This is a genomic window from Cupriavidus sp. DF5525 (genome assembly GCF_040149425.2).
In the GTDB taxonomy this organism is placed as follows: domain Bacteria; phylum Pseudomonadota; class Gammaproteobacteria; order Burkholderiales; family Burkholderiaceae; genus Cupriavidus; species Cupriavidus pickettii_A.
Map to the genome: position 1 here is coordinate 143,757 of NZ_CP168266.1, position 23,199 is coordinate 166,955.

Annotated in this window: 19 protein-coding genes and 2 pseudogenes; 11 read left to right on the forward strand and 10 right to left on the reverse strand. The window is 64.9% G+C overall.

Annotation, left to right across the window (positions count from 1 at the left end):
• Nucleotides 1-54 precede the first annotated feature (54 nt).
• The gene (locus ABNX08_RS21890) at nt 55-930 is read right to left on the reverse strand and encodes a LysR substrate-binding domain-containing protein (RefSeq protein ID WP_022537786.1); all 876 of its coding nucleotides are present in this window, start codon (nt 928-930) and stop codon (nt 55-57) included.
• Nucleotides 931-1,025: 95 nt separating this feature from the next.
• Between ABNX08_RS21890 and ABNX08_RS21895 the strand changes: the two genes are divergently transcribed.
• The 5 genes from ABNX08_RS21895 to ABNX08_RS21915 are packed head-to-tail and all read left to right on the forward strand — an operon-like array spanning nt 1,026 to nt 6,042.
• Complete coding sequence (locus ABNX08_RS21895; RefSeq protein WP_041681692.1) at nt 1,026-1,904, forward strand: CoA ester lyase; 879 nt, start codon at nt 1,026-1,028, stop codon at nt 1,902-1,904.
• Between the two features lie 43 nt (nt 1,905-1,947).
• The gene (locus tag ABNX08_RS21900; RefSeq protein ID WP_022537788.1) at nt 1,948-2,940 is read left to right on the forward strand and encodes a tripartite tricarboxylate transporter substrate binding protein; all 993 of its coding nucleotides are present in this window, start codon (nt 1,948-1,950) and stop codon (nt 2,938-2,940) included.
• A gap of 24 nt (nt 2,941-2,964) precedes the next feature.
• Nucleotides 2,965-4,161 (forward strand): CaiB/BaiF CoA-transferase family protein, encoded by a 1,197-nt coding sequence (locus ABNX08_RS21905; RefSeq protein WP_022537789.1) that lies wholly within the window; start codon nt 2,965-2,967, stop codon nt 4,159-4,161.
• Nucleotides 4,154-5,044, forward strand: a complete 891-nt coding sequence (locus ABNX08_RS21910) for an amidohydrolase (protein ID WP_022537790.1) — start codon at nt 4,154-4,156, stop codon at nt 5,042-5,044. Before ABNX08_RS21905 ends, ABNX08_RS21910 begins: the two co-directional genes overlap by 8 nt.
• A 32-nt stretch (nt 5,045-5,076) precedes the next feature.
• Entirely contained in the window at nt 5,077-6,042 is a 966-nt protein-coding gene (locus ABNX08_RS21915; protein WP_022537791.1) for a tripartite tricarboxylate transporter substrate binding protein, read from the forward strand.
• Nucleotides 6,043-6,164: 122 nt separating this feature from the next.
• Here the strand turns inward: ABNX08_RS21915 and ABNX08_RS21920 are convergent.
• From ABNX08_RS21920 to ABNX08_RS21940, 5 genes and pseudogenes are all read right to left on the reverse strand, one after another.
• Nucleotides 6,165-7,022: pseudogene (locus ABNX08_RS21920) on the reverse strand (CaiB/BaiF CoA transferase family protein); the annotation flags it as partial.
• 90 nt (nt 7,023-7,112) lie between these two features.
• Nucleotides 7,113-8,078, reverse strand: a complete 966-nt coding sequence (locus tag ABNX08_RS21925; protein ID WP_349608624.1) for a tripartite tricarboxylate transporter substrate binding protein — start codon at nt 8,076-8,078, stop codon at nt 7,113-7,115.
• Nucleotides 8,079-8,167: 89 nt separating this feature from the next.
• Nucleotides 8,168-9,409 carry a CaiB/BaiF CoA-transferase family protein gene (locus tag ABNX08_RS21930; RefSeq protein WP_022537794.1) on the reverse strand — a complete coding sequence of 414 codons (1,242 nt, stop codon included), beginning with the start codon at nt 9,407-9,409 and terminating at the stop codon, nt 8,168-8,170.
• A gap of 21 nt (nt 9,410-9,430) precedes the next feature.
• Complete coding sequence (locus ABNX08_RS21935; protein ID WP_022537795.1) at nt 9,431-10,807, reverse strand: MmgE/PrpD family protein; 1,377 nt, start codon at nt 10,805-10,807, stop codon at nt 9,431-9,433.
• A 16-nt stretch (nt 10,808-10,823) separates the two neighbouring features.
• On the reverse strand, nt 10,824-11,990 hold the full coding sequence (locus ABNX08_RS21940) for an acyl-CoA dehydrogenase family protein (RefSeq protein ID WP_022537796.1): 1,167 nt from the start codon (nt 11,988-11,990) through the stop codon (nt 10,824-10,826).
• A gap of 253 nt (nt 11,991-12,243) precedes the next feature.
• On the opposite strand from ABNX08_RS21940, the gene ABNX08_RS21945 reads away from it, so the two are divergent.
• From ABNX08_RS21945 to ABNX08_RS21960, 4 genes are all read left to right on the forward strand, one after another.
• Nucleotides 12,244-13,305, forward strand: coding sequence for a MaoC family dehydratase (locus ABNX08_RS21945; protein ID WP_022537797.1), 1,062 nt, complete (start codon nt 12,244-12,246; stop codon nt 13,303-13,305).
• A gap of 45 nt (nt 13,306-13,350) precedes the next feature.
• On the forward strand, nt 13,351-14,343 hold the full coding sequence (locus ABNX08_RS21950) for a CoA ester lyase (RefSeq protein WP_022537798.1): 993 nt from the start codon (nt 13,351-13,353) through the stop codon (nt 14,341-14,343).
• 86 nt (nt 14,344-14,429) lie between these two features.
• Nucleotides 14,430-15,221: a GntR family transcriptional regulator gene (locus ABNX08_RS21955; protein WP_022537799.1), complete on the forward strand. Its 792-nt coding sequence runs from the start codon at nt 14,430-14,432 to the stop codon at nt 15,219-15,221.
• A gap of 245 nt (nt 15,222-15,466) precedes the next feature.
• Nucleotides 15,467-17,596 (forward strand): TonB-dependent siderophore receptor, encoded by a 2,130-nt coding sequence (locus ABNX08_RS21960; protein ID WP_022537800.1) that lies wholly within the window; start codon nt 15,467-15,469, stop codon nt 17,594-17,596.
• Between the two features lie 83 nt (nt 17,597-17,679).
• Here the strand turns inward: ABNX08_RS21960 and ABNX08_RS21965 are convergent, their stop codons facing one another.
• The gene (locus tag ABNX08_RS21965; protein WP_022537801.1) at nt 17,680-18,669 is read right to left on the reverse strand and encodes an SLAC1 anion channel family protein; all 990 of its coding nucleotides are present in this window, start codon (nt 18,667-18,669) and stop codon (nt 17,680-17,682) included.
• A gap of 159 nt (nt 18,670-18,828) precedes the next feature.
• Between ABNX08_RS21965 and ABNX08_RS21970 the strand changes: the two genes are divergently transcribed.
• Complete coding sequence (locus tag ABNX08_RS21970; RefSeq protein ID WP_041681693.1) at nt 18,829-19,716, forward strand: LysR substrate-binding domain-containing protein; 888 nt, start codon at nt 18,829-18,831, stop codon at nt 19,714-19,716.
• A 19-nt stretch (nt 19,717-19,735) separates the two neighbouring features.
• Nucleotides 19,736-19,825: pseudogene (locus tag ABNX08_RS21975) on the forward strand (beta-ketoacyl-ACP reductase); the annotation flags it as partial.
• 10 nt (nt 19,826-19,835) lie between these two features.
• Here ABNX08_RS21975 and ABNX08_RS21980 read toward each other — a convergent pair.
• From ABNX08_RS21980 to ABNX08_RS21990, 3 genes are all read right to left on the reverse strand, one after another.
• On the reverse strand, nt 19,836-20,858 hold the full coding sequence (locus ABNX08_RS21980; protein WP_022537803.1) for a class I fructose-bisphosphate aldolase: 1,023 nt from the start codon (nt 20,856-20,858) through the stop codon (nt 19,836-19,838).
• 85 nt (nt 20,859-20,943) lie between these two features.
• Entirely contained in the window at nt 20,944-21,267 is a 324-nt protein-coding gene (locus ABNX08_RS21985) for a DUF3175 domain-containing protein (RefSeq protein WP_022537804.1), read from the reverse strand.
• A 610-nt stretch (nt 21,268-21,877) separates the two neighbouring features.
• Nucleotides 21,878-23,110: a CaiB/BaiF CoA-transferase family protein gene (locus tag ABNX08_RS21990; RefSeq protein WP_022537806.1), complete on the reverse strand. Its 1,233-nt coding sequence runs from the start codon at nt 23,108-23,110 to the stop codon at nt 21,878-21,880.
• Nucleotides 23,111-23,199: the final 89 nt, after the last annotated feature.

Consider the following 23,199-nt stretch of genomic DNA (forward strand, 5'->3'; position numbering starts at 1 on the left):
CGAGTGGCGTTGGCACTGGAAAACCACACAGTCCCGTATTCCGCACACGTGCAACTACGCTTTCGCCGCGAGGCGAGCCTCCTCAAGGAAGGATCTGATCAAGCCGGCGCTGTGCGACGTCCTTCGCCACAGCAAGCCGAACCGGCGCGGCTCCGGTTCCGACGGTAGATGAAGCTTCGCAATACGCAGGCCGGAAGTCAGCGGCGACGCGATGTCCGGGACCAGCGACACCCCCAGGCCGCGATCCACCATCATGGCGATGGCGAGGAGGGAGCTCAGCTCAAAGCGCTCTTGCGATGGCGTGATCCCGGCCTTGCGCAGGTAATCGTTGGCCTGCTTGCCTCCCCCGAGGCTGCGGTCATAGCGGATCAGCGGCCTGGTGCGCAGCAGTTCATGCGGATCCGCTTCCCTGTCCCGCTGCGCTGCAAGCACGACGAGCGGTTCCTTGCGCAGCAGTTCCCAGGCAAAGGCTTTGGGGATGGAGAAGGGAGGGTGCAGGCAGACGGCGGCGTCAAGCTCCGATTGCTTGACAGCGTCATATAGCTCGCTGGACATGGCAGACCTGATGTGGACGGACACGCCCGGATGCCTGGCGGCAAAACGCGCGAGCGCGTCCGGCAGGAGACTGTGGAGCGCCGTATTGATGGTGCCGATGCGAAGCTCGCGCACCTCGTCCGCCTGGTTCACCCACCCCCTTAGCTCGTCGACTTCCCTGAGCAGCGAGACACAGCGCGCAGCAAGGCGGCGCCCAGACTCTGTGGGCGCTACGGTACGGCCGGCTCGTGCCAGCAACTCAGTGCCAAGTTCGCGCTCCAGCACCTGGATCTGTTGAGAGACCGCCGCCGGCGTCACATTGAGCCGCCTCGCGGCTTCGGCCAGCGTCCCGGTTTCCACGACCAGGCTGAAAGCCTTGAGATAGCTCGTCTCCATAGAATTTCTATTGTGCGAAGGTAGGAAAGTATAGTTTATCTTCTCTTATGGTTAAGCCACACTGGATTTCACCCCCACGAGATACGGTGTTGGCCATGAGAAGCAAGCTATTCGTCCCCGGTTCACGACCCGAGTTTTTCGCCAAGGCGCTCGCGAGCGACGCGGATGCGCTGTCCTTCGACCTGGAGGATGCGGTTGCCGAAGAGAAGAAGGCCGAAGCCCGTGATCTGCTGTCACAACTGCTGCGTTCCCCAGAGACTCGCTCGACGGCAAAGACCCTGATCGTTCGCGTCAATGGCCTCGACACCGGGCATTGCGAGGCCGACCTGGCCGCAGTGGTGGTGCCGGGCCTGCACCTGGTCAACCTGCCAAAGCCGGAGAGCGTCGACGAGGTCCGCCGCGTGGCGGCGGCGATCGAACAGGCGGAGCGGGCCAACGGCTTCACCGACGGGGATGCGAAGGTCCAGTTGCTGCTGAACATCGAGTCGCCAAAGGCGCTGCGTTGCGCCGCCGAGCTGGCGGGCGCACATCCCCGCGTGGCAGGCCTGCAGCTTGGGCTGGGCGACCTGTTCGAGCCAGCCGGCATTCATCGGCGCAGCACGGCAGCCATCGCATCAGCCATGTTCGCCGTGCGGATGGCGGCTGCCGAAGCCAACGTCTACGCCTATGACACGGTGTTCGCCAACATTCGCGATACCGAAGGCTTCCGCGCCGAGGCGGAGATGTCCAGGCAGATGGGCTTCCTGGGCAAGAGCTGCATCCACCCAAGCCAGATCGCGCTGGCAAACGATGTCTATCGCCCGTCCGACGAGGAGATCGCGCACGCGCTGCGGGTCGTCGCGGCTGCCGCCCTGGCGCAGGCCGACGGCGTCGGAGCCTACGTCGTGGATGGAAAGATGATCGACGCTCCCTTCGTCCGGCGTGCACAGGCCACTGTCGGGATCGCCAGGCGGCTCGGACTGATCGCCGCCTGACCCCACATCACAGACCCACATAAAACCATACAGGAGACAGACCATGACGACCTCACAATCGCGTCGTGCCGCCGCATGCTTCGGGCTGATCGCCGCGTTCGGCGCTCTGGCGGTATCGGCCGCTGCTGCCGCCGAGAACCCCTATCCGTCCAAGCCCATCACGATCATCGTGCCGTATCCGCCTGGTGGCTCGAACGACATCTTCGCCCGCATCGTGGCGAAGGAACTCGGCGAGGAACTGAAGCAGCCGGTAATCATCGACAACCGCCCCGGAGCGAGTGGCAACACGGGAACCGGCATGGCGGCCAAGTCAGCGCCGGACGGCTATACCCTGGTCGCGGTCTCGTCGAGCATGACGACCAATGCGGCGGTGCAGAGCAAGCTGCCATACGATGCGGTCAAGAGCTTTGCGCCGGTGGCGATGGTTGCCAAGGGGCCGTTCATCGTGGCGGTCAGCAACGACTTTCCTGCCAAGACGCCGCAGGAACTGATCGGCGCGATCCGCGCCAACCCGGGCAAGTTCAACTACGCGTCTTCCGGCCCCGGCAGCGTCAACCAGTTCGGCACCGAACTGCTCAAGGCCAAGGCCGGCAAGCTGGCCATTACGCACGTACCCTACCGTGGCATGGGCCCCGCCATCACCGACCTGATCGGCAACCAGACCCAGGTGCTGATCTCGAGCGGTCCCTCGCTGCTGCCGATGGTCCGGGCCGGCAAGGTGCGGGCCGTGGGTATCACCAGCCTGAAGCCAAGCCCTGTCGCGCCGGACCTGGTGCCGATGGCGAGCGCGGTCCCTGGCTACGAGTTTGAACTCTGGTGGGGCTTTCTCGCGCCTGCAGGCACGCCGCCGGCGGTCATCACGCGGCTCAATGCGGCGGTGAACCAGGCGCTGGCGACGCCCGCCGTCAAGGCGGCCATCCTCAGGGAAGGGGCCGAGGCGAAGCCCGTCACTCCCCAACAGTTCGCCGAGACGATTGCGGCCGATGTGGTCCGGTGGAAGGCGCTGGCCAAGCAGCAGAACATTGTCGCGGATTGAACCCCTAGCTGATTCGGAGGCTGTATGCAAACCAACACCACTGCCGGGGAAGATGTCTTCGGCTCAAACCGGGCGGGACAGCCAGGTCCACTGAGCGGCGTACGCGTGCTCGACCTGAGCGCCTATATCGCGGGGCCGTACGGCTGCTCACTGCTCGCCGACCAGGGCGCGGACGTCATCAAGGTCGAGCCGCCCGTGGGCGACAACCTGCGCAAGTATCCCTCGACACTGGCAGCCGAAAGCCGGGCCTTCCTCGGCGTCAACAGAAGCAAGCTGGGCGTCGTGCTCGACCTGAAGAACCCGGCCGATCTGGAGCGGCTGCTGGCGTTGGTGCGCAATGCGGACGTGCTGGTGCATAACTTCCGCCCCAGCGTGCCGGGCCGGCTCGGCATTGGCTACGAGCAGCTCATTGCCGTCAACCCGCGCCTGATCTACTGCGCCGTCACAGGCTACGGCGAGACGGGCCCGCTGAAGGACAAGGCCGGTTACGACCAGGTGCTGCAGACCATGACCGGCATGTGCACGCTGCAGGGCAAGCACGGGGGGCCGCCGGAGATCCTGTACGGCTCCGTGGTTGACTACTATGCCTCGGCCCTGGTCGCAGGTGCGGTATCTTCGGCGCTCTACGAGCGGGAGAAGAGCGGGGCAGGGCAGTATGTGGGCGTGTCGCTGCTGCGCGCGGCGCTGACCATGCAATCGGCCCGGATGGTCTGGGCCGAATCGGAGCCCAGGGAGATTGGGCGCGACATGCGCTCGGGCGGGATTACCGGCATTCATCCGACCAGGGACGGCTACATCTATATCTCGGCAAATACCCCGCATTTCTGGCGGGCGCTGTGCGAGAAGACCGGCCTGGCCGATCTGCTGTCGACCGATCGCTACGACAGCGTGCGCAAGCGCGCCGAGCATCATGGGGAAATCGTGCCCCGCCTGCACGCGGCATTGCAGGAGCGATCGGCCCTGGAATGGGAGATCATATTCGGCGAGGAGGTGCCGTGCGCGGCCGCGCGCTCGGTGGAGGACATGTTCGATTTTCCCCAGGTCGCCGCGGAAGAGATGCTGGCAACGTTCGATCACCCCGTGGTTGGCCGTTATCGCGGCTTCACGCGCGCCGTGAAGTTCGGGCGCACGCCCGGTCCGGAGCCGTTCGCCGCCCCGGCGCTCGATCAGCATGGGGACAGGGTCCGTGAAGCAGCGGACAGGCTGGCACGGCATGCCTGACCCGCGCTACGGCGGCCCGATCCCGCCGGTGTCGAACAGTTCGGCAAGCTGCGCGCCACACAGCGCAGCGCTCGCCAACGCCTGCGATGCTCACTTGCACATCTATGACCCGCGCTTCGCGGCGATTGCGCCAGTGGTGGCAAATGCAACCGTGGAAGACTACCGTGGCGTGCAAGCGCTGCTTGGCACGAGCCGCGCGGTCATCGTGCAGCCTCGCTGTTATGGCACAGACAACAGCGCCACGCTCGATGCGATCCAGCAGTTGGGTATCGGCAATGCGCGCGGCGTTGCCGTGGTGTGGCCGGATGTGACAGACGAGACCCTGCACGCCCTGCATGCGGGCGGTATCCGTGGCATCCGGTTCTCCCTCTACACCGAGGCCCATGCGGTGGTGAGCTTCGGGATGGTGGAAGAACTTGCCAATCGTGTTGCCGGGCTGGGCTGGCATCTGCAATTGCACTGGACCGCAGACCAGATCGTCGCCCGCCGCGACCTGCTTGCACGCCTGCGCACGCCGCTGGTATTCGACCATCTGGCCCGCCTGCCGCTGCCCGGCGGTACCGCGCACCCTGCGTTCTCACTCGTATCCAACCTGCTGGCGCGTGGCAATGCGTGGCTGAAGCTGTCCGGCGCGTATCTGGATTCCGTCGTCGGCGCCGCCGGGCGCTATGCGGACATCGACCCCGTGGCGATGGCATGGGTGCGCACCGCGCCGGAACGGCTGGTGTGGGGCAGTGACTGGCCCCACTCCACGGAGACCCGCTTCAAGCCGGACGATGCCTTGCTGTACGACCTGCTGGCCCACTGGACCGGCACTGAGGCGCTCCGGCGGCGCATCCTGGTGGACAACCCCGCCCTACTGTACGGATTCGAGACTGTATAGCCGGCCCGAACCAATAAAAAATCGGAGACAACATGAAAACGATCCTGCACCGCCTTGGCAAAGGCCTGGCGATTCTGGCTGCGGCGGTGCCGCTCGGCGCCTTCGCGTTCCCCGACAAGCCGATCCGCATGGTGGTGCCCTATTCGGCGGGTGGTGGTGCCGATAACACGGCGCGCGTCGTGGCCCAGAAGATGGGAGAGATCCTCGGGCAGACTGTCGTCATCGACAACAAGCCGGGCGCTGGCGGCGTCATCGGCGCCGACGTCGTGGCCAAGGCTACCCCGGATGGCTATACGGTGCTGTACGACGCCTCGGCGTTTGCGGTCAACGGCGCGCTGCGCAAGCTGCCGTTCGATCCGACAGGCGATTTCATTCCGATCTCGCTGGTGGCGACCGCGCCGCAGATCCTGGTGGTTGCGGCGAACGCGCCTTACAAGACCGTTGCCGACTTCATCGCCTCGGCAAAGAAGTCGCCCGGCAAGCTGACCTATGCCTCCGCCGGCGCTGGCACGGGCTCGCACCTCGCTGCGGAGATGTTCAATGAGCAGGCCAAAATCGAATTGCTGCATGTTCCGTACAAGGGCGGCGCGCCGGCGCTGACCGATGTGATGGGCGGGCAGGTCGCATCCTATTTCGGCAATACTGCGTCGACGCTGCAATACGTGGCCGGTGGCAAGCTGCGTGCGCTGGCGGTGACCTCCAGAACGCGCATGAAGGCCTTGCCCAATACGCCGACCTTGGCCGAGAGCGGCATGCCGGACTATGAAGTGCTTGAGTGGAACGGCGTGTTCCTGCCCAAGGGCACCGCACCGGATCGCGTGCAGGCAATTGCCAGTGCCGTACAGAAGGCGGTGGCCGATCCGGGGGTGCGCGCCAGGCTGCAGCAAGCCGGACTCGATCCGGTGGGCAACACGCCGCAGGCGTTCAAGGGCTTCCTGCAGACCGAGTCGGCGCGCTGGCATGCCCTGGTCCAGGCACGTGGCATCCGCGTTGAATAACAACGGCTCTGCCATGGCAGCCGCCTCTCTTTTTGACGCTCGCGTTGAGAGTGGGGACGCTGACGAGAAAGGCGGGCAAGCCGACTTGCCCGCCTTTCTCGTTTTCTCTGCGCAAGCAAGCGTCAGATGATGCCCGCAGCCTTGAGTCCCTGCAGCTGCTCCGGGGTGAGGCCGAGCTTGCGGAACAAGATTTCGTTGTGCTCGCCGATTGCGGGTCCGGTGCGTACCGGCAGCGGCGCGTGTCCTGAGAAGCGCGGCACCACGCAAGGTGCCGGGATCGTGCCGAGATCCGCGTCGGGCAGGCGGACAATGGCCTCGCGTGCCTTGAGGTGCGGGTCTTCGATGACGTCGGCGATGCTGAAGATCTTGCTGAACGGCACGTCGCAGCGTTCGAGGGCGGCCGCTGCCTCGGCGTAGGAGCGCGATGCGAACCAGGCGGCGATCATGCCGTCGAGCACGCGAAGGTTGCGGATGCGGCTGGCGTTGTCGCAGTAGTCGGAAGATGTCGCCATCTCCGGCCTGCCGATCGCATCGGCCAGGCGCCGGAAGGTGACATCGGGCGAGGCCACCACGGTGAGCCAGACGCTGTCCCCGGTCCGGTACATATTGGAAGGCGCCGCATAGGTGGTGAGGTTGCCGGCGCGCTCGCGTGCCTGTCCAAGTTGCTCATATTCCACCGGCAACGGCTCGAGGATGCGCAGCAGCGCCTCGGTGGCCGACAGGTCGATCTCCCGCCCGCGCTGGCCTGGTGCGCGACGGCTGTCCGCAACAGCCGCCGCGATGGCGAATGCGCCGAACATACCCGCCACCATATCGCCGACCGGGTAGTTCATATGCATCGGGCTGCCGCCTTGCTCGCCGCAGAGATTGGTGAAGCCGCTCATGGCCTCGAAGATGCGCGCAAAGCCGGGTCTTCCTGCATAGGGGCCGGTCTGCCCGAAGCCGGTCAGGCGCAACACCGTCAAGCGCGGATTGGCCGCAGTAGCGACCTGATTTTTATGTGGTGTCTCCCATTGAATAGTCATTCTCTGGCCCGCGTCCGGCGTGCGGAGGCGGGCGGGCGGTGCCCATCAATCGATGCGTACGTTGGCCCGCTTCACTGCATCGCCCCATTTGGTACGTTCGGATGCGATAAAGCTGCCGAACTCCTTGCGGCTCATTGGCACAGTCACCGCACCGAGGTTGCTGATAGCCGCCTGCCAGTCTGGGGTGGCCACGATCCTGGCGATCTCCGTGGCAAGCTTGTCCGAGATAGCCGCGGGCACGCGCCGGGGTGCGACCACGCCGATCCATGCGTCGGCCTGGAAGCCCGGATAGCCAGAATCGCCGATGGTCGGCACTGCCGACATCGTCGGGATGCGCTTCTGGCTGGCGACCGCCAGCGGCTTGAGCTTGCCTTGCCGGACCAGCGGCTGGACGATGGAAGCTACCTCGAACATCACGTCGACCTGGCCGCCGGCGAGATCGGTCAGCGCGGCCACGCCACCCTTGTACGGAACGTGGGTGAGATCGATGCCGGCGCGATGCCGGAACATCTCCATCGCCAGGTGATTGGTCACGCCATTGCCGCCTGAGGCGTAGTTGACCTTGCCCGGATGCTGGCGGGCGTAGCGGACCAGGTCCTCAACCGAGTTGAAGGGCGAGCGGGCGTTGACGACCAGCACCAGCGGGAACAGCCCGAGAAAGCCAATGGGCTCGAAGTCGCGCGTGCTGTCGTACTTCAGGCTGGGGTAGATCCAGGGATTGACGGTCAGCGGCCCGCTCGACGTGGCGAGGATGGTGTAGCCATCGGCATCGGCGCGCGCGGTCACCTCCGCGGCCAGGCCGGCGCCGACACCCGGCTTGTTCTCGACGAAGAACGACTGCCCCATGGCTGCAGTGAGCCGCTGGCCGAGCATGCGCGCGACGACGTCGGTGGTCTGCCCGGCAGGGAAGCCGACCAGCACGCGTACCGGCTTGGTGGGGTATTCCGCGAGTGCGGGCAGCGCGGCCGCGGCCGACAACAGCATGGTCAGTACAAGCTTTGGTAGATGCATCTTGTCTCCTATTTCTCTGTATGACGCCGGCGTTTGCAGCCGGCACACCCGCGCGCGGTGGCGCGCCAGTCGGTACTTCCAGTCCCGTGCTAGCGGATCGCCCCCGCCGCGCGCATGCCCCTGATCTCTTCCTGTCCATACCCCGCAGCCAGCAGGATCGCGTCGGTGTGCTCGCCAAGCATCGGCGCGCGCTGGCGCACCGCGCCGGGGGTGGCACTGAGCTTGATCGGCACGCCGGCGATCCTGACCGGCGTGGCCGAGCCCGGTTGCTCAACGTCGACCAGCATTTCGCGCACGCGGTAGTGCGGGTCCTCGAAGATCTCCGTCGAGGTGTAGACCGGACCGAACGGCACCTTGCCACCCAGGCACTGTGCGATCTCCTCCTTGGTGCGCGCCGTGCTGAACGCTTCGATCGCGTCGATCACCTGCTGTGCGTTGCGCACGCGCGCGGCGTTGGTGGCGAAGTCCTCGTCGGTGGCCATGTCGGGGCGGCCGATGGCGTGGGCCAGCTTGATCCAGAACGCGTCGGTGGCGCAGGCGATCGAGACGTAGCCATCGCGGGCGCGAAACAGGCCGAACGGGCACAGCAGCGGGTGGCGGTTGCCTTCCGGCGCAGGCACGGTGCCGGTGTAGGAGGTCTGGTAGACGATGCGCTCGCACATGGCCAGCACGGCGTCGGTCATGGCCACGTCGACGAACTGGCCTTCGCCGGTCTCGCGCGCGCGATGCACCGCGGCCAGGATGCCGATGCACAGCATCAGCGCCGGCACGGTGTCGCCGACGCCGGGACCGATCTTGGTCGGGGTGTCGCGGTCCGGTCCGGTGATTCCCATCATGCCGCCCATGGCCTGCGAGACCACATCATAGGCCGGCCATTGCGCATAGGGGCTCTCGCCGCTGCGCGGATCGCCGAAGCCGCGCACGGTGCCATAGACCAGGCGCGGATTGGTCTCGCGCAGGGCTTCATAGGCCAGCCCCAGTCGCTCCATCACGCCGGCCCGGAAGTTCTCCACCACGATGTCGGCACCGTCGATCAGCTTGCGCACGATCTCGCGGCCGGCGTCGGTCTTCAGGTCGACGGCGATGGATTGCTTGTTGCGGTTGACGCTCTGGAAATATCCGCCATAGTCGCGCAGCGTATCGTCGGCGCAGAAGGGACCGGTGATGCGCGTGCCGTCGCCAGTCATGGCTTCGACCTTGATGACGTCGGCCCCGTGGTCGGCCAGCATCTGCGTGCAAAAGGGGCCGGCCAGCATCTGGGTGAGGTCCACCACACGCAGGCCGGCAAGGGCGCCAGCGGGCTTGGAAGCGGACGGTTGTGATTGCTGCATGCTTGACTCCGAAGGGGCGGCTCAGGCGGCGGCGCCGGCCATGAAAGCGTGGATGCGGGGATACAGCGCGGCAGCCGGCAGCGCATCGAGTTCCTCGACGAAGGCCCACAGCGCTTCCGCCTGCGCCAAGCCGACCAGCGCCGCGGCCTTGGTCCTGAGCTTGGTGGCCTTGCGCGCGTAAGGCATCGGGTCGCTCAGTTCGACGTGTGCGGTGTGGACGGCGCCGGCGCGCGTGTCTACGCGCGCGTGGCAGGCCGTATCGGCAATCGCCGGATCGGCTTCGATGATCACGCGGCGGGCGAGGTCGAGCAGCACGGGGTCTTCGCAACGCGCGTCGGTAAACGAGTCGAGCGCAGCGGTGTCGATACCGGCCAGTACCATCGCCGCGGTCAGCGACAGGCTGAACTTGGCTTCCAGGCCGGTGCGCGGCCGTTCGATGCAGCAGACCGGCAGCCACTGCGGGTTGATGCGCAGCCTGACCTGTTCGATGTCCTGTGCATGCAAGGCGTGGTCCGCACGCAGCGCCAGCAGCGCCTCCAGGGCAGGGTGGGTGCCGTGGCAGCAGGCGTGGAACTTGTATTGCACATCGGCAAAGCGGAAAACTTCCGGCAACCCGTCGAAAGGGGCAGCCACGCCGCCCTCGCGCACGCCGTGCGTGGCGGCAAAGCCGCCGGCGCACTCGATGGCGTCGGGACGCGAAATAAAGCCGAGCCCGGCCAGCGTCGCGGCCTCGACCCCGCTAGATGCCGCCATGCCGGCATGGAAGGGCTTGCTCATGGTGCCGAACTGGCATTTGAGGCCGCTCGCCCGCGTGGCGGCCAGGCCAAGTGCGTAGCCAGCCTGCACCGCATCGAGCCCGAGCAGGCGTGCGCTTGCCGCAGTGGCGCCAAATGCGCCAGAAGTGGCGGTCTGGTGGAAGCCGGCGTTGTAGTGAGGGCGGCCCAGCCAGCCGCCCACGCGGCAGGTCACCTCGACGCCGGTCAGGAAGGCTTCCAGCAGGGCCTTGCCGTCCGCCTGCTGCCGCTCGGCAACGGCGAGCGCGGCTGGCAGTACTGCGACGGTCGAGTGCCCGACAAAGTCGAAGTGGGTGTCGTCGTAGTCCAGCGCATGCGAGGCGGCGCCATTGAGCAGCGCCGCAGCACGCGCCGGCACACGTTCGGCCATGCCGAAGGCGCTGGCCTGCGGGGTGCCGGCTTCGCCGCGGACCATGGTCCGCACCGCCTGGCTGACGGGCTCGCCGGCGCCGGCCAGTGCCACCGCAAAGAAGTCATAGACCGACAATCGCGCGATGCCGAGCGCCTGCTCAGGCAAGCGCAGCGCGCGGTCGACGGCGAAACGCGCGGCCTGCCGGCTGATGCCGGCGCCGGCGAGGTCCGTAACTCGTGGGGATGTGTGCATGGTCGGGCTCCGGCGTTCAGGCTTCGACCTTGCCCAGCATCGCATCCGAGATGATGCGCATCTGGATCTCGGAGGTGCCTTCGAAGATCTTGGTCAGGCGTGCATCGCGCCAGTAGCGCTCGGCGGCAAAGTGGGTGGTGTAGCCGGCGCCGCCGTGGATCTGCAGGCCTTCGCTGGTGACGCGCTCCGACATCTCGCTGGCGAACAGCTTGACCATGGCGGCTTCCGTGGAGCAGCGCTGGCCGTCGTCGATCTGCTCGCACACGGCGTAGAGCAGGGCGCGCGAGGCTTCGATCTGCGTGGCCATGTCGGCCAGCTTGAAGCGGATCGCCTGGAAGTTGCCGATCGGGGAGCCGAACTGGGCCCGGTCGCGGGAGTACTGGATCGCATCTTCCAGGCTGCCCTGGGCCAGTCCGATCGAGCGGGCGGCGGTGTGGGCGCGGGCGGTTTCCAGGCCGGCAGTGGCCAGGTAGAAGGCTTTGCCTTCTTCGCCGACCATCTTGTCGGCGGGCACGCGGCAGCCGTCGAAGGCCAGCTCCCAGGTGCTCCAGCCGTAGTAGCCGATCTTGGGGATGGGGCTGCCCTGGACGCCCTCGGGCAGCTGGCCGCGCGGCTTCTCGAGCATGAAGGCGGACAGGCCGCGATGGCGGGCCTTGGGATCGATCACGGGGTCGGTGCGGCAGACCACCAGGATGAAGTCGGCCTCGTCGGCGAAGGTGCACCAGTACTTGCTGCCGGTGATGACCCAGTCGTCGCCGTCGCGCACGGCGCGGCACGAGATATTGGCCACGTCGGAGCCGGCGTTCGGTTCCGACAGCGAGAACGCGCCGAGGAATTCGCCGCGTGCCATGCGCGGCAGGTAGTCGGCCTTCTTCTCGGGCGACAGGCCCTTGAGCGCGCCGATCAGGCCGTTGCCGCGCGCGATCATGCTGCCCACGCTCATCCAGCCGCGCGACAGCTGCTCGGCCACCAGGCAGTACTCATAGGCGCCCAGGCCCAGGCCGCCGTATTCCTCGGGAATCAGGATGCCGAAATAGCCCATCTCGGCCATTTCGTCGATCAGCTCGCGCGGGATCTGGCCTTTCTCGGGGTCCAGCTTGTTGGCGAGCGGCAGCACGCGATCCATGGTGAATTGCCTTGCGGCTTCCTGGATCATGCGCCGCTCTTCGGTCAGTTTTTGCACGTTGCGCTCCTTGGGACAGTCTCTTCGATGCCGCGTTGTTGGCCTTTATGTACGTACATAATAAGAGATTGATGGGGATGGGTGGCAAGTAAAATCGACGGTACCCCCCATATCGGGGGGGTGGTTTCGGCGCGTTTTTGCGTGAATTTCGGCAGCCAAGTGGCGCCGCAGCAGTTGACATACGTTCTCGTGCCATTCACTATGTGCGGACATAAAGAAGGCGATATTCCGTCAGCTGAGGAGAGAAGGAGCAATGCAGAAGAACCGGAGCGGCAACTTTTTCGAAGACTTCCGCGTAGGCATGCGCATCCGGCACGCCACGCCGCGCACCCTGACCGAGGGCGACCGCAGCCTGTACATCGCCCTGACCGGCAGCCGCACGGCACTGGGCAGCGCCGATACCAGTGCGGCGCGGCTTGGTTTGGCGCAACGGCCGCTGGAGGACCTGCTGGTGTTCAACACCGCATTCGGCAAGACCGTGCCGGATATCTCGCTGAACGCGGTGGCCAATCTCGGCTACGCCGACGTGCGCTTCCTGGCCCACGTCTATCCCGGCGACACCCTGTCGGTGGACAGCGAGGTGATCGGGCTGAAGGAGAATTCGAACCGCAAGAGTGGCGTGGTCTACGTGCGTTCGACCGCGAGCAACCAGCGCGGACAGGAGGTGCTGTCGTGGATCCGTTGGGTGATGGTGCACAAGCGTGACCACGGCGCTGCCTGCGGCGCAGCGGTGGTGCCGGCGACCGAGCCGGTGGTGCCGGCCGCGCGGCTCTATCACGGCGGCTATAGCGCCCGTGTGCGCGAGATCTGCAGCGTGACCGGCGTGCAGGACCTGTGGGAAGACTATGCGCCGGGCGAGCGCATCGACCACCTCGGCGCGATGACGGTCAACGACAGCGACCACAGCATCGCCACGCGGCTTTACCAGAACACCGCACGCGCGCACTTCGACGGCTTTGCCATGGCGGCCGCCGGCGGGCAGCGGCTGGTGTACGGCGGGCACGTGATCTCGTTGTGCAAGGCGCTGTCGTATGGCGGCCTGGAGAACGCGCTGTCGGTGCTGGCGATTAATGGCGGCAGCCACGTCAACCCCACCTATGCCGGCGACACCATCGCCTGCGCAACCCAGGTGGTGGAAAAGCTCGACCTGGGGCTGGCGCATGTCGGTGCGCTGCGCCTGCGCACCATCGGCATCAAGAACGCTGCCGCCAGCACGGTGGTGTTCCCGCCGGCGGGCGACGGCAAGCCGGCGCATCCGGCCAACGTCGTGCTCGATCTCGACTACACCATCGCAATGCCACGCCGCGGCCGCTGATCCAGCCTACGTACCCATTCCAACATCCGCTTCCAGGAGTTATCCATGACCACCACCCATCCGCGCGACGCGCTCTTTGCCGGCGAGAAATCCTTCCCCGTGCTGGCCGCGTGCGAGCATTTCGCCGGCAGCGAGAAGCTGATCGGCAAGGCCTTCGACCTGCAGGTCGAGTACGGTCCGGTTTTTGACGTGACCTGCGATTGCGAGGACGGCGCCGCCGCTGGCCAGGAGCGCGAGCATGCCGCCATGGTGGCGCGCATGATCGCGTCGGAGCGCAACCGCCATGGCCGTGCCGGCGCACGTATCCACGACCCGGCGCACCCGGCCTGGCGCCAGGATGTCGACATCATCGTGGGCGAGGCCGGCAGCCGCCTGGCCTATATCACCGTGCCCAAGGCCACCAGCCACCAGCAGGTGGCCGAGGTGATCGGCTACATCGGCGATGCCGCGCGCAAGGCGGGCCTTGGCCGCGACATCCCGGTCCACGTTCTGGTGGAAACGCACGGTGCGCTGCGCGATGTGTTCCAGATCGCGGCACTGCCCAATATCGAGGTGCTGGACTTCGGCCTGATGGATTTCGTCAGCGGCCACCATGGCGCGATCCCGGCGGCGGCGATGCGCAGCCCCGGCCAGTTCGAGCACGCGCTGCTGGCGCGCGCCAAGGCCGACATGGTGGCCGCGGCGCTGGCCAACGGCATCGTGCCGGCGCACAACGTCTGCCTGAACCTGAAGGACGCCGAGGTGATCGGCGGCGATGCCACGCGCGCGCGCAATGCATTCGGCTTTCTGCGCATGTGGAGCATCTATCCCGCGCAGATCCTGCCCATCGTCAATGCCATGCGTCCCGATTTCACCGAGGTGGAGGACGCGGCAGGGATCCTGTGCGCCGCGCAGGATGCGGACTGGGGCCCGATCCAGTACAAGGGCGAGCTGCACGACCGCGCCACCTATCGCTACTTCTGGGGCGTGCTGGAGAAGGCGAAGATCACCGGCATGACGCTGCCGGCCGAAGCGGACAAGCGCTTCTTCGCGGCCTGAGCCGCGCGGCGCCTGGGCGCCGCCGTCGCTTGTCTTACAATGCGCCCACCCATTTTCATGGAGCGGCCTGGGGCCAGCTCATCGCAATGCGCAACCAACTGAAGGACAAGCGGACGGAAGCACCGGCCGCGCCGGGCGGGACAGCCCCGACCCGCTATGCCGAGCTTGCCAGCACCCTGGTGCGGGATATCGTCGAGGGCCGCCGCGTGGTCGGCAGCCTGCTGCCGACCGAGCATGAACTGGCCGAGCATCATGGGGTCAGCCGGCATACCGTGCGCGCCGCGCTCAGGCTGCTGCAGGACTGGGGCTACATCTCGCGCAAGAAGGCGGTGGGGACCATCGTCGAGAGCGCCAACCCGGACGCTGCCTACACCCAGTCGTTCGGCACCGCCGAAGACCTGGTGCGGGTGGCCGCCACGGAGATCCGCAGCATCGAAGCGGTGCACAGCGTCACGCTCGACCGCGCCGACGCCCGCTTGCTGGAAGCGCCGATCGGCAGCGAATGGCTGCGCTTTTCCGGCACGCGGGTCGATTCCCGCAAGGGCAGCACGCCGGTGGCACACGCCGATATCTACATCGACGCCTCGCTTGCGCACCTGACGGACACCATCCGCAGCAATCCGAAGCTGCTTGTCAGCACGCTGATCGAGCGCGATTGCGGCGTGGCCATTGCCGAGATCCGGCAGGTCATCCACGGCGTGCTGATCGACGAGCGCCTGGCACAAGTGCTGGGCGCAGAAGCGGGATCCGCCGGCCTGAGGCTGATTCGCCACTACAAGGACGCGATGGGCAGGATCCTTGAAATCACCGATACGATCTACCCCGCCGATCGTGTGACCGTGGCGTTCCAGCTTAAGCGCAGCCGGGTGCATCTGTAAGCGCCGGCGGCCCCGTGCGCGCCACAAGCGCGCGACCAATGCCTGCAGCAATTTCGCGCATGACCAGACGCAGGCGGGACCGCGCCCGACACGATCGTCGTCAGCGAGGTCGTCGTGCCGCAGCAACAGTTGACCTGAGGCCGTGAGCACCAAGCAGCACTTTAATCTAACTAGTTACAAGCGATAACCGTTATCATTTACATTCATGGCTTTTCGTAATTTGCTTGTTATAAGGAAGAAAAGCCATGAGTTCGAGCCGATGCGGCAAGCTCCCCGCCGCACCCCAAGTCGCGCTGCGCGCGACGGCGTTCGCCGTCTCGATGCTATGCCTGGCGCCGCTAGGGGCATCCGCTCAGCAGACCGATGCGCAGCCGGGGCAGAACGGCAATGCGGAGCATGTGCTCGATACCGTCCAGGTCACCGGCAATTGGCTGGGTACCGGGCTGCAGAACAGTGTGAAGACGTTCGCCGGCGCACGCACCGTGGTTAGCGAGGAGCAAATCGAGCAGAGTGGCGCGAGCAGTATCAGTGACGTCATGCGCCGGATTCCGGGGGTGCAGTCGACCGACAACTCCGGCACCGCCGGCAGCGCCATCTCGCTCAATATCGGCGTGCGCGGCCTTACGGGCCGATACTCGCCTCGCTCTACGGTGTTGCTAGACGGTATTCCGATGGCGGTGGCGCCGTATGGGCAACCGCAACTGTCTTTCGCACCGGTCAGCCTGGGCAATATCGAAGCGATCGACGTGGTGCGCAGCGGCGGCGCGGTGCGGTATGGCCCGCAGAACGTCGGTGGCATCATCAACTTCAACACCAAGCCGATTCCTGGCGGCCCGGGAATCACCGGCGATGCGTCGATCCGCGAAAACATCTACACCGAGGGTGGCGGCAGCAATACCCAGTACAACGCGTTTGTAGGGACCACGCTCGAGAACGGGCTGGGACTGGCTCTCCTGTACTCGGGCATGACGGGCCGCGAATGGCGCAAGGGCAGCGATGATGACGTCAATGATCTGGCCGTGAAATTTGCCTACGACCTCACCAGCACGTCGCAGGTCTACGGTAAGGTTTCGTACTACGACGTGCGCTCGCGTACGCCAGGTGGCCTGACGGTGGCGCAATTCAATGCGGATCCGTTCCAGAATACGCGGCCGAACGACTACTGGAGCGGCAACCGCACGGGCTTCGATCTGGGCTATGTGAACACGATCTCCGCCAATCAGGAGTTCGAAATTCGCACGTTCTTCAACGACAGCTATCGCCAGAGCACGCTGCAGCAGAGCGCCACCCAGATCGCGCACCAGCCTCGCAACTACACCACGTTCGGCATCGAGCCGCGCTATACGCAGCGCGTGGCACTGGGACCGACGCTGCACGACATCACCGTCGGATATCGGTATATCCGCGAGCGTGGCGACGACAATACCTACAACCAGAGCCTCGTAACCGGCAGGGCCGGCCCGACCACCACCTTCGACAACGCCACCGATGCGCACGCCGTCTATATCGACGATCGCATCGCCATCGGCAACTGGCGCATCGTGCCGGGGGTGCGCTTCGAACATATCGACACCACGCGCCAGCAGCGGGGTACCGCGACGCAGTTCGAAAGCATGAATAACAAGGCACTGCCCTCGGTCAATGTCTCGTACCTCGTGAACAATGCGTGGACCGTGTTCGCCGACTACAGTACGTCGTTCGGGCCGGTGCAGAACACCCAGCTCAATTCGCAGACGCCGAATAATCCGCTGCAGCCGGAAGTGGCGCGTACGTTCGAAGTGGGTACGCGTTGGACCGACAACCGGATCAAGGCCGAACTGACTGCATTCAAGATCAAGTTCGACAACCAGATCCTGCAGGTGCCGGGGCTGTTCCCCGTCACGTTCCAGAATATCGGCGCTACTGACCACGACGGCGTGGAAACCGCGATCGACTACACGTTCGATCGCGCCGGTCTGTTCGCGGGGCTGAATGTCTACGCCAACTACACGTACACGCGCGCGATTCAGAAGTCAGGCGCCACGGCCGGCCTGGACGTACCGTTCTACTCGCGTAATACCGATACGCTCGGTGTACGCTACGACTGGCGCAACTGGACGTTCAATGTCTCCACCACGCACCAGAGCTCGCAATTCTCTGACCTGGCCAATACGGTTGCCGAGTCGCCGGATGGCAGCGTGGGCCGCATACCGGGCTTCCGCACCTGGAATCTTCAGGCGATGTTCAAGGTCCCGCAGTGGAAGCGTACCGACATCACGATCGGCTTGAATAACGTGTTCGACAAGCGTTACTACACACGCACCACCGACAGCAATGCCGGTCGTCTGGTCGGCGCGCCGCGCATGGTTTATATCCAGGCGCGTACCGGCTTCTGAGACTGATGCGGGGCTGGCCAGGCGGTTTCAGTGCACCGCATTCGGCCGGCCTCGATCAGACCTCGACCTACGGCTCTTCTGCATCAGCCGGCGAGCAGCTTGCCGTTAAGAAGAATGTGCAGCGTTCTGACAAAGAGAACCACAATTGCGATGCTCAGCATGGCGAGGAGGATGATCGCGATCACCGTCACGGGCCAGGCCTGGACGAACATCGAGTATTTCAGCGAGGCGCTGGCGAGCGCCGCCATCGGAAAGCTGATCGCCCACCAACCGGAAGCAAACGGAATTCCCCTGCGAAATACCTTGGGCGCCAGCGTAAGGAATATGAAGAGCCCGAAGTAGAACAGCAAGCCGGAGAAAGTGTCGACGCGCTGCGTAAAGTTGGTGTAGGCGAGAAAGCCCACTTCGAAAGGTGCCATCAGGATCAACAGCGAAGGGACCATGCCGGCGGGCAGAGGCTCGTGATGAATCATTCGCGACATGATCATCGTAAAGAACAACAGGGCGATCATCGTTCCAACGGCCAGCGCGAACATGTTGATTTCATGGGCCCACGCCATTGGCATGGCGCCCCCTGCAACCGCGATATCCAGCGTCGCCACTCCCGGGATGAACCAGGCGGGAACCGCGTGCGCAGCGTCAATCTTGCCCTGCAGCAGCCGGCTCGCAATGGTGAAACAGAGCGCGATCGTCGAAATTGTGCCCACTATCCAAATGACTTCGGCGAGCGGCTGGCTCAGTTGAGCAACGACCGAGGAGAGCAGCAGGATGGCGATCGTGATCGTGCCGAAAAAATTGCCGGCGACGGGATGCCGGAACTCGCCGACGACCGCGTCCGGATGCTTGATCGCCTTGACGAGATATCCCGCGCTCAGCACCAGGAACACGATGATGGCGAGGATTCCGGCGGCCTCGGATATCAGCGGACTTACCCCAAATTCCTGGCTGGCCTGGCGCCACGCGATAGAGAGTCCGGCAATGCCCATGACCGACGCAAACAAGTTGACGGGCAAATTCCTGATGGAAGCGATTCGTCGCAAAGCCTGCGGATGGGTACTCGAAAGCGTTGACACAGCATATTCTCCAGATTTTGGGTGACCTACGGCGCGGCGTTCTCGACGCGCTCGCCGGGGGACGCCCAGATGGTAGGAGCTTCCACCCAGGAAGATAATCCGGCATTATTGGGAATCATCCTCCCAAAAAATGAGAACGTGGCCGATCGTTTCGAATCGATGTCGATCCTGGTGGCCGTGGTCGACGCAGGCAGTTTTTCTGCCGCGGCGCGCCAGCTAGAGATTCCGCTTGCAACGGTCAGCCGCAAGGTCGGAGAACTGGAGTCGCACCTGAAAACCCGACTCCTGCATCGCTCCACCCGACAACTTGCCCTTACCGAAGCCGGACATTCCTATGTCGCCGCATGCCGGCGCATTCTCGAGGAAGTGGGAGAGGCGGAGCGTGCCGCGTCGGGGGAATACGCGGCGCCTAAAGGTGAGCTTGCCATCACTGCGCCCCTTGTCTTCGGACGTTTACATTTGTTGCCGGTGGTCGCGGAATTCCTCAAGACTTACCCGGACATCGATGTGCGGATGGTGCTGACCGACAGAGTGATGCATCTGCTTGAAGAGCAGGTCGATGTCGCAGTGCGGATCGCTGAACTGCCCGACAGCAGTTACATCGCGACGCGGATTGGCACAACGCGTCGGGTGGTTTGCGCGAGCCCAGCCTACTTCGCTGAACATGGCACGCCGACGAGCCCCCTTGAGATCACCGCCCATGCATGCATCACCATGGAACAGATTGCATCCAGGCAAGTCTGGACCTTCATGTCGGGCAAGGCGGAGATGGAGGTGCCTGTCCGCTCGCGGCTTGCCGTAAGCACTGCCGAAGCCGCAATCGATGCGGCGGTGGCCGGGGTCGGCCTCACTCGCGTGCTGTCCTACCAGATGGCGGATGCGATGCGTGCCGGTGCGCTCAAGACCGTGCTCGAAGCGTTCGAGCCGGCACCGTGGCCCATCAGCCTTGTTCACACCGGACAGGGAATCCTGCCGCTGAAACTGCGCGCATTTCTTGATTTCGCCGGGCCTCGGTTGAAGGCCCGGCTGCTGGAGCTGGGTATCTGAAGGCAGGTCCGGCGGCCCGCCTCTGTGCGAAGGCATGGTGAAGCGGGGCTGGGGACGCATCATCAATATCTTGTCCCTCAGTGGTTCGAAGGGTGCGTTCGCCCGCACCTGCCGAAAGCTCAGCCCGCAGCATCCTCCCGCGCTGCTTCGTATTGCCCCAGGCAGGCCATGCCATTCAGTCGTGAGCGCTGCAGCAGCGTCCGTTGCGCTTGCGCCGCGTTAGCGGCCTCGCCGCGCCAGGCGAACAGGGGCGGCTCCTGCAAGGCGCGCCCGTAGGAGAAGCTCAGCCGCCAGGGCAATGGGGCGAGCCGGTTCATGGCATCGAGATTGGCGGTGGCCTCAGTGGGAGTTTGTCCGCCGGACAGGAAGAAGATGCCCGGCACCGCCGCCGGCACCGTGCGCTTGAGCACCTGAACAGTCTCCCTGGCAACCTCGGCCGGCGCCGCGTGCCCGGCCTCCTTGCCGGGGAGCACCATGCTGGGTTTCAGCAGCATGTGTTCGAGCACCACCGCATGCCGGTGCAAGGCGTGAAAGACTTCGTGCAAAACGGCCTCGGTGACCTCGGCGCAACGCGCCATGGAATGCGCGCCATCCATCAGCACCTCGGGCTCGACGATGGGCACCACGCCCGTCTCCTGGCAGATGGCTGCATAGCGTGCCAGCGCCTCCGCATTGGCCTGGATGGCAGCCCAGCCAGGCAGGTTGTCCGACACGATGTACACCGCGCGCCACTTGGCAAAGCGCGCGCCCTGCTGGTGATAGCCGGCAAGCCGCTTGGCCAGCCCGTCGAGACCCTCGGTGACCTCGTCTCCGGGAGCATGGGCGAGCGCGAGCTTGCCCTTGTCCACCTTGATGCCGGGCACGATGCCTTGGCGCGCAGCCAGTTCTGGCAGCGGCGTGCCATCGTCGGCGCGCTGGCCCAGCGTTTCCTCGTACAGGATCACGCCGCTGATGAATTCACCAAGGCCCGGTGTCGACAGGAGCAGGTTGCGCCACGCCCGGCGGCTTTCCTCGCTCGATTCCACACCGATACGCTCGAACCGCTTGGCGATCGTCGGCCCGCTCTCGTCGGCGGCCAGCAGGCCCTTGCCCGCTTGCACCAGGGCGTCCACGGTGGCTTGCAGTTCGCTTCCTGTGTCCATGATGTTGCTCCGCGAAGGTGACATAGGAACAAGCATTAGCTCGGAAATGCAATCGCGCAAGCGAGCCGTGGCGCGTTGCCCGTGCTTATGGTGGCCGTCCGAACGCTTCGCGCAGCTTGCCCTTGGCCTGCTCGAGCGTGGCGCGACGCTCCTTGGGCAGATTGCGGCCGGCGCGATTGATGTAGAAGTTGAGCATCGACATCGCCGACTGGAAAGCCGTGCCCTTGCGGCGCCGGCTGCCCAGGGCGGAACGCTTGAGCGAGGCGGCGATCTCCTCGGGGCTGTCCGAAGCGAAGAGATGCGGTTCGAGGTCCAGCGCGTTGCTGTGCTCGGTCACGTCCTGTGACCAGCGCTGCGCATTCCTGGCGCCACCCTTTGCCGGCTGGCGAATGGATTTCGTGGCGGCCATTGCCGGTCCTCCTACAGCTTCATCGGCATCCATCAAGCGTAGGCAACCTTTCGCCGTCTTGGCCAGGTCGGGGGCTGCAAGATGCGGTACCGCCAGCGGCATGCACGATCGCGCGCAGAGGGTTATTTCGTATGGTTTGGTCGTACGGCGGTCCTGGCGTCAGACACTGGCGTTGGGGCCTGACAATACATTCAAGCCCCCCCCGCTTCGCGGGATGGCTTAACTCAGGCATCAGACTTGGCGGGGCCAGCACGTGTTGGCCGTTGGCTGGTTGTCGATCCACATACACATCGTCCGTCGTATTATCTACGGACCGGTCGGGTCCGTAGACTTGGAGAACAGTATTCACTCGACCAGCACGCCTGGCGGCGTGCTGATTGCCCGCTACATGCGCAACGGCGAGGTGCGCACAGGGGTGTTCGAAGAAGTCGATTAACGGATCTTCTGCGAATTGCCTTGTAGCGACTATTCGATAGCGTTCGTGATGGCGCTGCTGGCGTTGCCTGAGGCGCGCGAGCAGGGGCCTCTACTCCGGACTTGGGTACGGAGCTTGGGAACTCTCCATGTGATGCCAGGTGCAAACTCACTCCAAGCAGCTGGCCTTCCCAACTCAAACTACACCGGCAGACCGCAATTGCTGCATGTCCATGCTCGTCAGCCCGGCAAGGCGGCCCAGGACCTCGTCAGTGTGAGCGCCCGGGATCGGCGCCGGATGGTCGTACCCACCTGGCGTGGCACTGAACTTCAGCGGAAATCCCGGTGCGGAAGCACTGACGTGCCCGGCCGTCAGCGGATTCCACAAGCGCTCGACCATATCCCGCTCCAACAGCTGGTTCCAGGTGATCACGTCGTTGATGGTTCGCACAGGACTGCAGGGGACTTTAGCTGTCGTTAGCGTGCCGATGATCTCGCGTGCTTGTCGCTTGCATGTCCAGCTACTCACCAGTTCATCGACCAATTCGTTGTGGCTCAGACGCCATGGCAGATGCATCATCTCCTCGTCGTCGGCTATGTCGTTCCGATCCATTGCCGCAAGCAACGCGCTCCAATCATCGTTTGTCGCTGCGCCAATCGTTACCCAGCCATCGCTGCACGGATAGACGTTGAACGGTGAGAAGCGCATGATCCGGCTGCCTTGCTGCAAGCTCAGGCCAAGCCGTTCGTAGCAATCGAGCGGTTCGTCGAAGATCAGGGAGAAGAGGCAGTCCGCCATGGAGATGTCTACGGCCTGTCCTTCACCGCTACGCTCGCGGTGCAGCAACGCGGCAACAATGCCGTTTGCGGCGAAGACCCCGGCGATCGCATCGGATAGCGGGGAGCCAGCCTTTACCGGCGCGGAACCCGGATGTCCCGTGATGCTCATCAGTCCAGCCGCTGCCTGGACCATCAGGTCGTACGCTTTCAGGTCCCTGTCGGGGCCGGTGGCTCCATACCCGGTGATGGAGCAGTAGACGAGCCGGGGATTGACGGCCCGCAGCGTCTCGAAGTCGATGCCCAGGCGCGTCGCCACGCCCGCGCTGAAGTTCTCCACGACGACGTCCGCCTGCCCCACCATGCGCAGGAAGATGTCTCGACCCTCCTGCGACTTCAGATTCAATGTGATCGACTTCTTTCCCCGCGCGCGCTTCATATAGGCAATGCCCATGTCTTGCTCGGTCTGGCGCTCGAACGAGACCCCCTCCGGACCGGCATACGGGGGCGCAAACGCGGTGGGGTCGCCGCCTTTGGGATCGTCGATCTTGATGACTTCAGCGCCCATGCCGGCCAGAAACAGTGTTGCCTGAGGGCCGGAGAAGAAGCGTGTGAGGTCTAGGACGGTAATACCGTCGAGGATCTTTGGCATGGAGAATCCCGAATCGAGGCGATGCCAAAGTGTAGGGACGGGGAGACGAACCGCGCCAATACGATCGACGCCTGCCCCTATCGCTCAAA